We start from the raw sequence: 15553 nt of genomic DNA, 5'->3' as shown, positions 1-15553 counted from the left end.
TCGTCGTATAACAAATTTAAACTTCGTCATTATCGCCTTGCCTAACATAAGTTATGTCTTCGGCTTAATTCCTAGTTTATTCTTTGTTATACTAAGAGCTCTTCTTTTAAGTGGTTCGTCCCACGATGCTAGGCGAGTCTTCACAAAAATACGGGGAAACCCCAAAAATCATAGGAGGTGCATAATGAGCACATACGCAATTATCAAAACTGGCGGAAAACAAGTTAAAGTTGAAGTTGGTCAAGCAGTTTACGTTGAAAAATTGAACGTTGAAGCTGGTCAAGAAGTTACTTTTAACGAAGTTGTTCTTGTTGGTGGTGAAAACACTGTTGTCGGAACTCCACTTGTTGCTGGAGCTACTGTAGTTGGAACTGTTGAAAAACAAGGAAAACAAAAGAAAGTTGTTACTTACAAGTACAAACCTAAAAAAGGTAGCCACCGTAAACAAGGTCACCGTCAACCATATACTAAAGTTGTCATCAACGCAATCAACGCTTAATTTTAAGGAGAACACATGATACAAGCAGTCTTTGAGAGAGCCGAAGATGGCGAGCTGAGGAGTGCGGAGATTACTGGACACGCCAAAATTGGCGAAAACGGCTTTGACGTCGTGTGTGCATCGGTTTCTACGCTTGCCACTAACTTTGTCAATTCAATTGAGAAATTTGCAGGCTATGAACCAATCTTACAATTAAACGAAGACGAAGATGGTTATCTAATGGTGGAAATTCCTAAAGATATCCCTTCACATCAGAGAGAAATGACTCAGTTATTCTTTGAATCATTTTTCTTAGGAATGGCAAACTTATCGGAGGACTCTTCTGAGTTCGTCCAAACCAGAGTTATCACAGAAAACTAACACGGAGGAAAACATTATGTTAAAAATGACTCTTACTAACATGCAACTTTTCGCCCACAAAAAAGGTGGAGGTTCTACATCAAACGGACGTGATTCACAAGCGAAACGTCTTGGAGCTAAAGCAGCTGACGGACAAACTGTAACAGGTGGATCTATCCTTTACCGTCAACGTGGTACACACATCTATCCAGGTGTAAACGTTGGACGTGGTGGAGACGATACTTTATTCGCTAAAGTTGAGGGCGTAGTACGCTTTGAACGTAAAGGTCGCGATAAAAAACAAGTTTCTGTTTACCCAATCGCTAAATAAAAAGGTCCAGTGAACCTTTTTATCCCGAGCCTTGAAATAAAAAGGCGAGGAAGCTAGAAGTAGCATTAAATAAGGCTTTCCGAGTTTTCGGAGAGCCTATTTTTTTGTTTTGGTACCCACGCTGATACCCATATTTAAAATCCGATAGAAATGCGAATTTGTTTCTAAGTTTTTTAAGCCTATCTAAAGACGAGTGTTGACTTATTTCTTTAATAGGAATAGCTATTATGGATCAAATATGGTATAATGTAGGGTGAGACCTTCATAATAAATAGTGAAAGAGTATAACATGAAAAAAATTGTCATTAACGGTGGAAGACCATTAAAAGGGGAAATCACGATTAGCGGTGCTAAAAATAGTGTCGTTGCTTTGATACCCGCCATTATTTTAGCTGATGATGTGGTGATCCTGGATTGTGTTCCAGACATCTCTGATGTGGCGAGTCTTATTGAAATTATGGAAATCATGGGAGCTAGTGTCAAACGCTATGATGATGTTTTAGAGATTGACCCTCGTGGTGTTCAGAATAAACCGATGCCTTATGGTAAAATTAACAGTCTTCGAGCTTCCTATTACTTTTACGGTAGCCTTTTGGGGCGATTTGGTGAAGCAACTGTAGGGTTACCAGGAGGGTGTGACTTAGGTCCACGTCCAATCGACCTACACTTAAAAGCTTTTGAAGCAATGGGAGCTAAGACAAGCTATGAGGGAGATAACATGAATCTCTCTGCTCAGGGGTCAATGCTACATGGTGCAAACATTTACATGGATACAGTTAGTGTTGGTGCAACTATTAATACCATGTTAGCAGCTGTCAAAGCCAAGGGTCGTACAGTCATTGAGAATGCTGCCCGTGAGCCTGAAATTATCGATGTAGCTACTCTATTGAACAATATGGGAGCTCACATTCGTGGTGCAGGTACTGATATGATCATCATTGATGGTGTTGAGAGCCTTCATGGAACTCGCCATCAAGTTATTCCCGATCGTATTGAAGCAGGTACTTATATTTCCATGGCTGCGGCGGTTGGTCAAGGAATTCGTATCAATAATGTCTTGTACGAGCACTTGGAAGGTTTTATTGCCAAATTAGATGAAATGGGTGTTCGTATGACTGTGTCTGAAGATAGTATTTTTGTTGAAGAACAATCTAACTTAAAGGCTATCAACATTAAGACGGCGCCATATCCAGGTTTTGCCACTGACCTTCAACAACCAATTACACCTTTGCTATTAAAAGCAGAGGGGCGTGGAACATTGATTGACACTATTTATGAAAAACGCGTCAACCATGTTTTCGAATTGGCAAAAATGAATGCAGATATCTCCACAACAAACGATCACATCATTTATAAAGGGGGCAATCCTTTACACGGTGCAAATGTCAAGGCGACAGACCTACGTGCAGGTGCAGCACTGGTGATTGCTGGTTTGATGGCTGAAGGAAGAACTGAAATTACCAATGTTGAATTTATCCTTCGAGGCTACTCAAATATTATCGAGAAATTACGAAACCTCGGAGCAGATATTGAACTAATCGAAGACTAATCTTAGAGGATTAATATGAATATCTGGACAAAATTAGCAATGTTTTCTTTCTATGAGACGGAACGGTTATATTTCCGTCCCTTCTTTTTTGCCGACGCTGCTGACTTTCATCAATTAGCATCTGATCCGGAGAATCTACAATTTATCTTTCCAGCTCAAGCCAGTCTTGAAGAAAGTCAATATGCCCTTGCCAACTATTTTATGAAGTCACCTTTGGGAATCTGGGCGATCTGCGATAAGAAGGATGAGAAGATGATTGGTTCCATCAAGTTTGAGAAACTTGATGAGATTAAGAAGGAAGCGGAAATTGGCTATTTTTTAAAGAAAGACTATTGGTCTAAGGGATATATGACAGAAGCGGTAACTAAGTTATGTGAACTGTCAATGGATCAATTTGCCTTAAAGCAATTATCAATCGTAACGCATTTGGAAAATAGTGCTAGTCAGAAGGTAGCGCAAAAGTCAGGTTTTAGTCTTTATCGTCGCTTTAAAGGCAGTGATCGCTATACCCGAAAGATGCGAGATTATCTAGAATTCCGCTATACAAAAGGAGAGCTAAATGAGTAAACACCAAGAAATTTTAGCTTATTTAGAAGAATTACCAGTCGGAAAACGCGTTAGTGTTCGCAGTATTTCAAATCGACTCGGAGTGAGTGATGGTACAGCTTATCGGGCTATCAAAGAAGCTGAAAATAGAGGATTGGTTGAAACACGCCCTCGAAGTGGAACTGTCCGTGTCAAGTCCAAAAAAGTTGCCATTGAGAGATTAACCTTTGCAGAAATTGCAGAAGTCACAGGATCAGAAGTTTTGGCAGGTCAGGATGGGTTAGAGAGAGAATTCAGTAAATTCTCCATTGGAGCCATGACAGAAAAGAATATTCTATCTTATCTTCATGATGGTGGTCTACTTATTGTCGGTGACAGAACACGGATCCAATTATTGGCACTTGAAAATGAAAATGCAGTTTTAGTCACAGGTGGATTTGAAGTTCACGAAGATGTTTTAGAATCAGCCAATAAGAAAAATATCCCAGTTTTACGTAGTAAACACGACACATTCACGATTGCGACCATGATTAACCGAGCCTTGTCAAATGTCCAGATTAAGACAGACATTTTGACAGTCGAAAAAATCTATCGTACCAGTCATGAATATGGTTATTTACAGGAAACAGACACAGTTAAAGACTATCTAGACTTGGTTCGTAAAAATAGAAGTAGCCGTTTTCCTGTTATTAATCAGCACCAGGTTGTCGTTGGTGTAGTAACCATGCGAGATGCAGGTGATAAATCACCAGGTACGACCATTGACAAGGTTATGACTCGAACTGTTTATATGACTGGACTAGCCACGAATATCGCTAACGTTAGTCAAAGAATGATTGCTGAAGACTTTGAGATGGTTCCAGTTGTGCGCAGTAACCAGACCTTGCTAGGTGTCATTACTAGGCGTGACGTCATGGAAAAGATGAGTCGTTCTCAGGTTTCTGCTCTACCAACCTTTTCAGAACAGATTGGGCAGAAGTTATCTTACCACCATGATGAAGTGGTTATTACAGTTGAACCCTTCATGTTAGAAAAAAACGGTGTTCTAGCCAATGGAGTTCTTTCAGAAATCTTGACTCATATGACCCAAGATTTAGTCGTTAATAGCGGGCGTAACCTCATCATTGAACAGATGTTGATTTATTTCTTGCAAGCTGTTCAGATTGATGACATTTTACGGATTCAAGCTAGAATTATTCACCACACCAGACGCTCTGCTATCATTGATTATGATATTTACCTCAATCATCAGATTGTATCAAAAGCAAATGTAACTGTAAAAATTAATTAGAATCTAGGAGTAAACATGATTACATTAAAATCAGCAAGAGAAATTGAAGCAATGGATAAGGCTGGAGATTTCCTTGCGAGTATCCATATCGGCTTGCGTGATATCATCAAGCCAGGTGTAGATATGTGGGAAGTGGAAGAGTATGTTCGCCGACGTTGTAAAGAGGAAAATTATCTTCCTCTACAGATCGGTGTGGATGGAGCCATCATGGATTATCCATATGCAACCTGCTGTTCGCTCAATGACGAAGTAGCACACGCCTTCCCTCGTCATTATATTCTCAAAGAGGGTGACCTTCTCAAGGTTGATATGGTTCTAGGTGGACCTATTGCCAAGTCAGACCTCAATGTTTCTAAACTCAACTTTAACAAGGTTGAGCAGATGAAAAAATATACTCAAAACTTTACGGGTGGCTTAGCTGATTCTTGTTGGGCTTATGCTGTAGGTACTCCATCTGAGAAAGTGAAAAACTTGATGGATGTTACCAAGGAAGCTATGTATAAAGGTATTGAACAGGCAGTTGTAGGAAATCGTATCGGTGATATCGGTGCGGCGATTCAGGAATATGCTGAGAGTCGTGGATACGGTGTTGTCCGTGATCTTGTTGGCCATGGTGTTGGTCCAACTATGCATGAAGAACCAATGGTTCCAAACTACGGTGTCGCAGGTCGTGGCCTTCGCCTTCGTGAAGGTATGGTTTTGACAATTGAACCTATGATCAATACAGGTGATTGGGAAATCGATACTGATATGAAAACAGGTTGGGCTCATAAAACCATCGATGGTGGTCTATCATGTCAATACGAGCATCAGTTTGTTATTACCAAGGATGGCCCTGTAATCTTGACAAGCCAAGGTGAAGAAGGAACGTATTAATAAGGTTTTCAAGGAGCTTAGCTCCTTTTTGTTTTCTCTAAAATAATAGCGTAGCAAAGTTAAGACTTATAATGTTATTTGTAGTAAAATATAAAGTGAAAATTATGAAAGAAGGTCTTTAATTGGAAAGTAGTTTATTTTTTATCTCCGTTTTTTTAGCGGGAGTTTTATCGTTCTTTTCTCCCTGCATTTTCCCCTTATTACCTGTCTATGCGGGTATACTATTGGATAATCAGGAGAAATCAAGGACCTTTCGTTTTTTGGGAAGAGATGTGGCATGGTCAGGCTTGATACGCACCCTTTGCTTTATTGGAGGGATATCTGTCATTTTCTTTATACTAGGATTTGGAGCTGGATTTCTTGGCCATTTACTCTATGCTGACTGGTTCCGCTATGTTATGGGAGCTATCATTATAATTCTCGGTTTACATCAGATGGAGATCCTTCATTTACGCAAGCTAGAGGTACAAAAGACGCTTAACTTCAAGCAGAGTCAATCTGGTCACTATCTATCAGCTTTTCTACTTGGTATCACCTTTAGCTTTGGTTGGACGCCATGCATCGGTCCAGTTTTAAGCTCAGTGCTAGCTCTTGCAGCTTCAGGAGGTAACGGTGCCCTTCAAGGTGCTTTATTAACTTTAGTCTACACTCTGGGGATGGCTCTTCCGTTTTTACTATTAGCTTTGGCATCAGGTTTTGTCATGCCTTATTTTAGTAAGATAAAACCCCATATTCTCTTGCTTAAGAAAATTGGAGGTCTGCTCATTATTCTTATGGGAATACTATTGATATTTGGGCAATTAAATGTACTATCAGGAATATTTGGATAAAAGGAGTTAAAGATGAAAAAAATCCTATGTCTTGGGCTTAGTTGCTTATCACTCTTTCTTTTGATTGCTTGTGGGCAAGAGGAAAGTAAACAAAGTCAAAATCAACAACAAACCAGCTTACAACAAGTTGCAGTCGGAAAAGAAGCACCAGATTTTACTTTGCAATCTATGGATGGAAAAGAAGTAAAATTGTCTGATTACAAAGGTAAAAAAGTTTATCTTAAATTCTGGGCATCTTGGTGTGGGCCTTGCCGTAAAAGTATGCCAGAATTAATGGAACTCGCTTCTAAGAAAGATCGTGATTTCGAAATTTTGTCGGTGATTGCGCCAGGGCTTCAAGGTGAAAAAACTGTTGATCAATTTCCAAAATGGTATCAGGAACAAGGTTATAAAGATATTCCAGTTTTGTATGACACAGAAGGAGCGACATTTCAAGCCTATCAAATTCGGAGTATTCCAACAGAAATTTTGATTGATTCACAAGGGAAAATTGGGAAAATTCAGCTTGGAGCGATTAGTAATGCAGATGCAGAAGCAGCTTTTGCTCAAATGGATTAAAGTCATACAAAAAAATGTCTAGACTGTTTTGTCTAGACATTTCTTTTTTTTAAAATTTAATTGAATTAGTTTTTAGAAGCAGCTTGGAATTCTGGGTTTTTCCATGCTTCGTCAATAATTTCTTGCAATTCGCGAGCAGAAAGTTGCATTTTTTGAGTTTCAGCGTCGTTCAATGGGATGTTAACTGGGCGAACGATACCGTGCGCACCAACGATAGCTGGTTGACCGATAAAGACGTTTTCAACACCGTATTGACCTTCTTGGAAGACTGAAAGTGGAAGAACAGCATTTTCATCGTCAAGGATTGCTTTTGTAATACGAGCTAGGGCAACTGCGATACCGTAGTAGGTTGCACCTTTTTTGTTGATGATTGAGTAAGCAGCGTCACGAACTGAAATGAAGAGTTCAACAAGGTCAGCTTCATTCAAGTCACGGTTAGCTTGTAACCATTGTTCTAATTTAACACCTGCTACGTTAGCGTGTGACCAAACTGCAAACTCAGAGTCACCGTGCTCACCCATGATGTAGGCGTGAACTGAACGTGCATCAACACCGATAGTTTCAGCAAGTGCTTGACGGAAACGAGCTGAGTCAAGTGAAGTACCTGAACCAATAACGCGTTCTTTAGGGAAACCTGAGAATTTCCATGTTGAGTAAGTCAAGATGTCAACTGGGTTAGCAGCAACAAGGAAGATACCGTCAAATCCAGATGCAACAACTTGTTCAACGATTGATTTGTTGATAGCAAGGTTTTTACCTACAAGATCAAGACGAGTTTCACCTGGTTTTTGTGGAGCTCCAGCAGTGATAACTACAAGGTCCGCATCCGCACAGTCTTCATACTTAGCTGCATAGATTTTCTTAGGTGAAGTAAATGCAAGCGCGTGGCTAAGGTCTTCAGCATCACCAACTGCTTTTTCAAACAATTGTGGAATTTCAATGATACCAAGTTCTTGTGCAATTCCTTGTGTAACGAGGGCAAAAGCGTAAGAAGAACCTACGGCACCGTCACCGACGAGGATAACTTTTTTGTGTTGTTTAGTTGCTGTCATCTGTCTAAACATCTCCTTTATTTTTTTAGGGGGATTCCCTGTTTGATTTCATTCTATCACTTTTAAATGGCTTTGTCACGGATAGACCCTTCAGTTATTCATGTAAACGTTTTAGAGGTGTCAGAAGCCTGAAATCTAGGCTAAACTATGGTATAATATTACTAATTACTAATAGTGAAATGAGGCATTTGTTAATGCAAGATAAAAATTTAGTGAATGTCAATCTGACAAAGGAGATGAAGACCAGCTTTATCGACTACGCCATGAGTGTTATCGTATCGCGGGCCCTTCCTGATGTTCGAGATGGATTGAAACCAGTTCATCGTCGTATTCTATACGGTATGAACGAATTGGGTGTGACACCTGACAAACCCCATAAGAAATCTGCCCGTATTACAGGGGATGTCATGGGTAAATACCATCCACACGGTGACTCATCTATCTACGAAGCCATGGTTCGTATGGCTCAATGGTGGAGTTACCGTTACATGCTTGTAGACGGTCATGGAAACTTTGGTTCTATGGATGGTGATGGTGCCGCTGCCCAGCGTTATACTGAAGCACGCATGAGTAAGATTGCTCTTGAGATGCTTCGTGACATCAATAAAAATACGGTTGATTTTGTAGATAACTATGATGCCAATGAACGTGAACCTGTGGTTCTCCCAGCGCGTTTCCCAAATCTTTTGGTCAATGGTGCTACAGGTATCGCTGTTGGTATGGCGACTAATATTCCGCCACATAACTTGGGTGAAACCATTGATGCTGTTAAGTTAGTGATGGATAATCCAGAAGTCACAACCAAGGAATTAATGGAAGTTCTTCCTGGTCCAGATTTTCCAACTGGTGCCCTTGTTATGGGGAAATCAGGTATTCATAAGGCCTACGAAACTGGTAAGGGTTCGATTATTCTTCGTTCCCGTACAGAAATCGAGGAAACAAAAACTGGTCGCGAACGTATCGTTGTAACAGAATTTCCATACATGGTTAATAAGACCAAAGTCCATGAGCATATTGTGCGTTTAGTTCAAGAAAAACGTATCGAAGGTATTACAGCTGTTCGTGACGAATCAAACCGTGAGGGAGTTCGCTTCGTAATTGAGGTGAAGCGTGATGCATCTGCTAATGTTATTTTGAATAATTTGTTCAAGATGACTCAGATGCAAACTAGCTTTGGATTTAACATGCTGGCTATCCAGAATGGTGTACCAAAGATTCTCTCTCTTCGTCAAATCTTGGATGCTTATATCGAGCACCAAAAAGAAGTGGTGACTCGTCGTACACAATTTGACAAAGAGAAAGCTGAAGCACGCGCCCACATCTTGGAAGGTTTGCTGATTGCTCTGGATCATATTGATGAAGTTATTCGTATTATCCGTGCCAGTGAAACTGATGCAGAAGCCCAAGCTGAATTGATGAGCAAGTTCAAGCTATCTGAACGTCAGAGTTTGGCGATTCTTGATATGCGTCTTCGTCGTTTGACAGGTTTGGAACGTGATAAGATTCAGTCTGAGTATGATGAACTCATTGCCTTGATTGCTGACTTGGCAGATATTCTTGCTAAGCCAGAGCGTGTTTCGCAAATTATCAAAGAAGAACTTGATGAAGTGAAGCGCAAATTTGGTGATAAACGTCGTACTGAATTGATGGTCGGAGAAGTTTTGACACTTGAAGATGAAGACTTGATTGAAGAATCTGATGTTCTCATCACTCTATCAAACAAAGGCTACATCAAACGTTTGGACCAAGACGAGTTCACAGCTCAAAAACGAGGTGGACGTGGCGTTCAAGGAACTGGAGTTAAGGATGATGACTTTGTCCGTGAGTTGGTTTCGACCAGTACTCATGATCATTTGCTCTTCTTTACCAATAAAGGACGTGTCTATCGTCTTAAGGGATATGAAATTCCAGAATATGGTCGCACTGCTAAGGGCTTGCCAGTCGTCAATCTTTTGAAACTAGACGAAGGGGAAAGTATTCAAACCATTATCAATGTCGAATCTGAACGCAGTGATGATGCCTATCTCTTCTTTACGACACGAGCTGGTATTGTTAAGAGAACCAGTGTTAAAGAATTTGCTAATATCCGACAAAATGGTCTGAAAGCCTTGAATCTGAAGGATGAGGACGAATTGATTAATGTCTTACTAACTGAGAAAGACACAGATATCATCATTGGTACTAAATTAGGATATGCAGTTCGATTCAACCAGTCTTCAGTCCGTGGCATGAGTCGCAGCGCTACAGGTGTTAAGGGAGTAAATCTCCGTGAAGGTGACACAGTAGTTGGTGCTAGAGTGATTACCGACAAAGATGAAGTCCTTATCATCACTGAAAAAGGGTATGGTAAACGTACAGTTGCCACTGAATATCCAACTAAGGGTCGTGCTGGTAAAGGAATGAAAACAGCCAATGTCACTGAGAAAAATGGTCCACTTGCGGGTCTTCTAACTGTTAAAGGAGATGAAGATTTGATGATCATTACAGATACCGGTGTGATGATTCGGACAAATGTCGCCAATATTTCTCAAACTGGACGCTCAACCATGGGAGTGAAAGTCATGCGTCTAGACGAGAATGCCAAGATTGTGACCTTTACAAGTGTTGCAGCTGCGGAGAAAGAAGAAGTTGGGACAGAAAAAGAAACAGAAAGTGAAGCATAATGTCTCAAAAAAAGAATGTAAGTAAAAAAAATAAACGTAAGAATCTACTCATTAATATCCTAGCAGGATTCTTAATCTTGCTATCAATTGCTCTGATCTTTAACTCGAAAATTCGTGATATCTTTATGGTTTGGAATACCAATAAGTATCAAGTGAGCCAAGTAACAAAGGAAAAGCTTGAAGAAAACTTGGAAATAGAAGGAAATTTTGATTTCGATTCTGTAAAGGCTATCTCATCCGAAGCGGTTTTATCTGCCCAGTGGGATGCCCAACAACTTCCTGTTATTGGAGGAATTGCCATTCCTGAAGTAGAGATTAACCTACCTATCTTTAAAGGTTTGGATAATGTGAACTTGTTCTATGGAGCAGGAACCATGAAACCAAATCAAAAAATGGGAGAGGGAAATTATTCTCTAGCTAGTCACCATATTTTTACCGCTGAAAATGCAAGTCAGATGCTCTTTTCACCTTTAGTCAATGCAAAAGAAGGCATGAAAATCTATCTGACTGATAAGGAAAAGGTTTATACCTACGTCATTCGCGAAGTCAAACACGTTACACCTGATCGTGTTGATGAAATAGAAGATCGTGAGGGTATTAATGAGATTACCTTGGTAACCTGTGTGGACTATAACGCAACAGAACGGATTATCGTAAAGGGAGATTTCAAAGAGATGAAATCTTATGCAGAAACTCCATCAGATGTCTTAGAGGCCTTTAATAAGCCTTACAAGCAAAGATATTAATAAATAAGATTATTGAAAAAGGATTCGCTAGAATTAGCGAGCCTTTTTCTTATTATGTGACTTTCAGTCCGTCTCGCTCCGTTAGGTGCGAGACAAAAAAACCACCCGCTATGCGGGTGCGCATCGAAGGTTATACCAAAAAACTCCAAACGCGATACAATTAAGGTGTTCAAGCCAATTGTAAAGCGAAAGGAGAAAAATATGGCTCAAAAAGCACATAGTTTATCACACACAAAATGGATGTGTAAATATCACATTGTGTTCACCCCTAAGTATAGACGAAAAGTGATCTATAATCAATATCGAAGTAGTTTGGGAGAAATATTCCATAGATTATGTAGTTATAAAGGTGTTGAGATTATCGAGGGCCATTTAATGCCAGATCATGTTCATATGTTGATAAGTATTCCACCTAGAATTAGTATTTCAAGTTTCATGGGATATTTAAAAGGTAAAAGCGCTCTAATGATGTTCGATAAACACGCAAATCTGAAATATAAGTTTGGAAATCGACATTTTTGGGCAGAGGGATATTATGTGAGTACAGTTGGCCTCAATGAAGCCACAATAAAGAAATACATTCAGGAACAAGAGCGAAAAGATATTGCTTTAGATAAGTTGAGTGTAAAAGAATATGAAGATCCCTTTAGGGATAGTGGCAAGTAGTACATATGCCTCTTTGAGAGGCTTGTGACGAGTCAAATGCAATAAGGCTTGAACAAAGTGAAAGCCAGCGTCTTTAGGCGCTGGCTAGTTATCTGGGCTTATAGCCCTGGTACAAACCACCCGTTTGACGGGTGGTTATGATTCATTCAGAAAATTGATATAGAAAAGACTTTTCATTTTTATGAAAAAGTAGTATAATGTTTCTATTATAGAAATTTTTAGAAAATTCCGAAAGAGGTTATTTATGGGATATACAGTTGCTGTAGTCGGCGCGACAGGTGCTGTCGGTGCTCAGATGATAAAAATGTTGGAAGAATCAACACTTCCAATCGAAAAAATCCGTTTACTTGCTTCTGCACGTTCAGCAGGTAAGACTTTGAAATTTAAAGATCAAGATATTACGATTGAGGAAACGACTGAAACATCATTTGAGGGAGTTGACATTGCTCTTTTCTCAGCAGGTGGTTCGACATCTGCTAAGTATGCTCCTTATGCAGTTAAAGCAGGTGCAGTGGTAGTTGACAATACTTCTTATTTCCGTCAAAATCCAGATGTACCATTGGTTGTTCCTGAAGTCAATGCTCACGGCCTTGATGCCCATAACGGAATCATTGCCTGCCCTAACTGTTCAACAATCCAAATGATGGTGGCTCTTGAACCAGTTCGTCAAAAATGGGGCTTGGATCGTATCATCGTTTCAACTTACCAAGCTGTTTCAGGTGCGGGCATGGGTGCTATCCTTGAAACGCAACGTGAACTTCGTGAAGTTTTGAATGATGGTGTAAATCCACGTGATTTGCAAGCTGATATTCTACCTTCAGGTGGTGATAAGAAGCATTATCCAATTGCCTTCAATGCTCTTCCACAAATCGATCTTTTCACAGATAATGATTACACTTATGAAGAGATGAAGATGACTAAGGAAACTAAGAAAATCATGGAAGACGATAGTATCGCTGTTTCAGCAACTTGCGTGCGTATTCCAGTCTTGTCAGCTCACTCAGAATCAGTTTATATTGAAACAAAAGAGGTTGCTCCAATTGAAGAAGTCAAAGCTGCTATCGCAGCTTTCCCAGGCGCAGTTTTGGAGGATGATGTAGCTAATCAAATCTATCCACAAGCAATCAACGCTGTTGGTTCACGCGATACCTTTGTAGGTCGTATTCGTAAGGACCTAGATGCTGAAAAAGGTATCCACATGTGGGTGGTATCTGACAACCTTCTCAAGGGAGCAGCTTGGAACTCAGTTCAAATTGCAGAAACATTGCATGAACGTGGTCTAGTACGCCCAACAGCTGAATTAAAATTTGAATTGAAATAGGGAGCAAAACAGAAATCAGTAACTCGAAGAGTTTGATTTCTTCCTCGCTTTTTGGATTTAAAGCTCGGGCAAAAAAGGTTCGCAGGACCTTTTTAGTACCCCCGCACAGTTGATTAGGTTATCTTTAGGGATTTGATGGCATGTTAAAGCTTAAGGAAGAACTTACTTCGTAAGTCTTATCTGCTCCCTTAAAGCATTGCTTTGAGCAATCAACCACTGCGTTATGATTGACAAATCAGTAACTCGAAGAGTTTGATTTCTCCTTCGCTATCTAGCGAATCTACTTGTTTTACTTACAGAACAGGAGGCAAAGGCAAGTATGCTCCAGCCTCTTTCTTATATAGAGAAAGGTGTTTATATGTCCTATCAAGATTTAAAAGAATGCAAAATCATCACAGCTTTTATAACTCCCTTTCATGAAGATGGCTCTATAAATTTTGATGCAATTCCAGACTTGATTGAGCACTTGTTAGCCCATCATACTGATGGAATTCTATTAGCGGGAACTACTGCTGAAAGTCCAACTCTTACCCACGATGAGGAACTGGAGCTTTTTGCAGCGGTTCAAAAGGTGGTTCAGGGGCGTGTTCCTTTGATTGCTGGTATCGGTACAAATGACACACGTGACTCGATTGAGTTCGTCAAAGAAGTAGCAGAATTTGGTGGCTTTGCAGCAGGACTTGCCATTGTTCCTTACTACAATAAGCCTTCTCAAGAAGGGATGTACCAGCACTTTAAAGCTATTGCCGATTCATCTGATTTGCCAATTATCCTCTATAATATTCCAGGTCGTGTAGTGGTAGAATTAACTCCTGAGACCATGCTTCGTTTGGCGGAACATCCAAATATTATCGGTGTCAAAGAATGTACCAGCCTTGCTAATATGGCTTATTTGATCGAGCATAAACCAGAGGAATTCTTGATTTATACAGGTGAGGATGGTGATGCCTTCCATGCGATGAACTTGGGTGCTGATGGAGTTATCTCTGTCGCATCGCATACAAATGGTGATGAAATGTATGAGATGTTCACAGCTATCGCTAACAGTGATATTAAAAAAGCAGCTGCAATTCAGAGACAATTTATTCCTAAAGTTAATGCTCTCTTCTCATATCCAAGTCCAGCTCCTGTTAAAGCTGTGCTGAATTATATGGGATTTGAAGCTGGGCCAACTCGTTTGCCTTTAGTTCCAGCTCCAGAAGAAGATGCTAAACGCATCATCAAGGTTGTTATAGATGGTGACTATGAAGCAACTAAAGCGACAGTAACTGGTGTTCTTCGTCCAGACTATTAATAATTCGATGAATGATTAACTTCCTAAACAAAATATTTTTGTTAGGAAGTTTTTTTCTTTTATTTACGAATAAATAACTAGAGAGATAAACAAGGAGTCGATGATGAAGATAAAAATTGATAATTTTGAGATCTATAAGTTGAAGCAAGCAGGTTTAAGTAATCAGCAGGTATTGAAGGTTCTTCAATTCGGAGAAATTTATGATCAAGAGTTAAGCTTAGAGACTATTGCTGAGGCCTCTGAATGTCGTAATCCCATTCTCTTTATGGAACGATACCACAAACTAAGCCTTGAGAGTATGGATCGTTTAAAGAGAGATTTTGAGAAATTTCCGTCATTCTCCATTTTAGATGATGTCTACCCTTTTGCCCTTTGTGAAATCTACGACGCACCAGTTCTGCTTTTCTATAAGGGAGATATAAACTTATTAAAGTTGCCCAAAATTGCGGTTGTTGGAAGTCGCAGCTGTAGCCAAACAGGTACAAAATCAGTTCGTAAGGTGATTCAAGAATTGGAAAATGAACTAGTCATTGTCAGTGGTCTTGCTAGGGGAATTGATACGGCAGCTCATATGTCTATTCTTCAAAGTGGCGGAAAAACTATTGCTGTCATTGGTACTGGCTTAGATGTCTACTATCCTCGATCGAATAAACGTTTGCAGGACTACATCGGCCAACATCACTTGCTCCTCAGTGAATATGGGCCTGGTGAAGAACCTTTGAAATATCATTTTCCAGCAAGAAATCGGATTATAGCAGGATTATGTAGGGGTGTGATTGTTGCAGAAGCTAAGATGCGTTCAGGAAGTTTGATTACATGTGAACGAGCTTTGGAAGAAGGAAGAGATGTCTTTGCTATACCAGGTAGTATTTTAGACGGCCGTTCGGATGGTTGTCATCATTTGGTCCAAGAGGGGGCAAAGCTGGTTACAAGTGGTCAAGATGTCTTGGCAGAATTTGAATTTTAGAAGTCTATAAGATTTCAATAATCAA

The 15553-nt window shown here is 39.9% G+C and carries 16 protein-coding genes; 15 read left to right on the top strand and 1 reads right to left on the bottom strand.

What is annotated here, in order from left to right; all coding sequences use genetic code 11:
* The first annotated feature begins 184 nt into the window (after positions 1-184).
* The 9 genes from rplU to sdbB all read left to right on the top strand — a co-directional run bounded on the left by rplU (position 185) and on the right by sdbB (position 6819).
* Positions 185-499 (top strand): 50S ribosomal protein L21, encoded by a 315-nt coding sequence (gene rplU / locus ACORHT_RS06060; RefSeq protein WP_000109141.1) that lies wholly within the window; start codon positions 185-187, stop codon positions 497-499.
* Between the two features lie 15 nt (positions 500-514).
* Complete coding sequence (locus tag ACORHT_RS06055; protein ID WP_075229048.1) at positions 515-859, top strand: ribosomal-processing cysteine protease Prp; 345 nt, start codon at positions 515-517, stop codon at positions 857-859.
* Positions 860-875: 16 nt separating this feature from the next.
* Positions 876-1169: a 50S ribosomal protein L27 gene (gene rpmA / locus ACORHT_RS06050; RefSeq protein WP_075229047.1), complete on the top strand. Its 294-nt coding sequence runs from the start codon at positions 876-878 to the stop codon at positions 1167-1169.
* A gap of 289 nt (positions 1170-1458) precedes the next feature.
* The gene (locus tag ACORHT_RS06045) at positions 1459-2718 is read left to right on the top strand and encodes a UDP-N-acetylglucosamine 1-carboxyvinyltransferase (protein ID WP_414320779.1); all 1260 of its coding nucleotides are present in this window, start codon (positions 1459-1461) and stop codon (positions 2716-2718) included.
* 15 nt (positions 2719-2733) lie between these two features.
* A complete protein-coding gene (locus tag ACORHT_RS06040) occupies positions 2734-3285 on the top strand; it encodes a GNAT family N-acetyltransferase (protein WP_434349730.1) in 552 nt (183 codons plus the stop codon).
* On the top strand, positions 3278-4555 hold the full coding sequence (spxR, locus tag ACORHT_RS06035) for a CBS-HotDog domain-containing transcription factor SpxR (protein ID WP_434349729.1): 1278 nt from the start codon (positions 3278-3280) through the stop codon (positions 4553-4555). The genes ACORHT_RS06040 and spxR overlap by 8 nt, the downstream gene beginning before the upstream one ends.
* A 15-nt stretch (positions 4556-4570) precedes the next feature.
* Entirely contained in the window at positions 4571-5431 is an 861-nt protein-coding gene (locus tag ACORHT_RS06030; RefSeq protein ID WP_434349728.1) for a methionyl aminopeptidase, read from the top strand.
* A 122-nt stretch (positions 5432-5553) separates the two neighbouring features.
* Positions 5554-6261 (top strand): thiol-disulfide oxidoreductase-associated membrane protein CcdA2, encoded by a 708-nt coding sequence (gene ccdA2, locus ACORHT_RS06025; protein WP_434349727.1) that lies wholly within the window; start codon positions 5554-5556, stop codon positions 6259-6261.
* Positions 6262-6273: 12 nt separating this feature from the next.
* A complete protein-coding gene (gene sdbB / locus ACORHT_RS06020; RefSeq protein ID WP_434349726.1) occupies positions 6274-6819 on the top strand; it encodes a thiol-disulfide oxidoreductase-associated lipoprotein SdbB in 546 nt (181 codons plus the stop codon).
* 65 nt (positions 6820-6884) lie between these two features.
* Here the strand turns inward: sdbB and ACORHT_RS06015 are convergent, their stop codons facing one another.
* The gene (locus ACORHT_RS06015; RefSeq protein WP_004253416.1) at positions 6885-7871 is read right to left on the bottom strand and encodes an L-lactate dehydrogenase; all 987 of its coding nucleotides are present in this window, start codon (positions 7869-7871) and stop codon (positions 6885-6887) included.
* A gap of 194 nt (positions 7872-8065) precedes the next feature.
* Between ACORHT_RS06015 and gyrA the strand changes: the two genes are divergently transcribed.
* The 6 genes from gyrA to dprA all read left to right on the top strand — a co-directional run bounded on the left by gyrA (position 8066) and on the right by dprA (position 15528).
* Positions 8066-10534: a DNA gyrase subunit A gene (gene gyrA, locus ACORHT_RS06010; RefSeq protein ID WP_434349725.1), complete on the top strand. Its 2469-nt coding sequence runs from the start codon at positions 8066-8068 to the stop codon at positions 10532-10534.
* Positions 10534-11280, top strand: a complete 747-nt coding sequence (locus ACORHT_RS06005; RefSeq protein WP_434349724.1) for a class A sortase — start codon at positions 10534-10536, stop codon at positions 11278-11280. The genes gyrA and ACORHT_RS06005 overlap by 1 nt, the downstream gene beginning before the upstream one ends.
* 201 nt (positions 11281-11481) lie before the next feature.
* A complete protein-coding gene (gene tnpA / locus ACORHT_RS06000; protein WP_434349723.1) occupies positions 11482-11946 on the top strand; it encodes an IS200/IS605 family transposase in 465 nt (154 codons plus the stop codon).
* Positions 11947-12190: 244 nt separating this feature from the next.
* Entirely contained in the window at positions 12191-13267 is a 1077-nt protein-coding gene (locus ACORHT_RS05995; RefSeq protein WP_434349722.1) for an aspartate-semialdehyde dehydrogenase, read from the top strand.
* 358 nt (positions 13268-13625) lie between these two features.
* Positions 13626-14561: a 4-hydroxy-tetrahydrodipicolinate synthase gene (dapA, locus tag ACORHT_RS05990; RefSeq protein WP_434349721.1), complete on the top strand. Its 936-nt coding sequence runs from the start codon at positions 13626-13628 to the stop codon at positions 14559-14561.
* A 103-nt stretch (positions 14562-14664) separates the two neighbouring features.
* Positions 14665-15528 (top strand): DNA-processing protein DprA, encoded by an 864-nt coding sequence (dprA, locus tag ACORHT_RS05985; protein WP_434349720.1) that lies wholly within the window; start codon positions 14665-14667, stop codon positions 15526-15528.
* Positions 15529-15553: the final 25 nt, after the last annotated feature.

It is taken from the genome of Streptococcus sp. KHUD_014, from assembly GCF_051106275.1.
Lineage (GTDB): Bacteria > Bacillota > Bacilli > Lactobacillales > Streptococcaceae > Streptococcus.
This window is presented reverse-complemented; position numbering and strand designations above follow the sequence as displayed.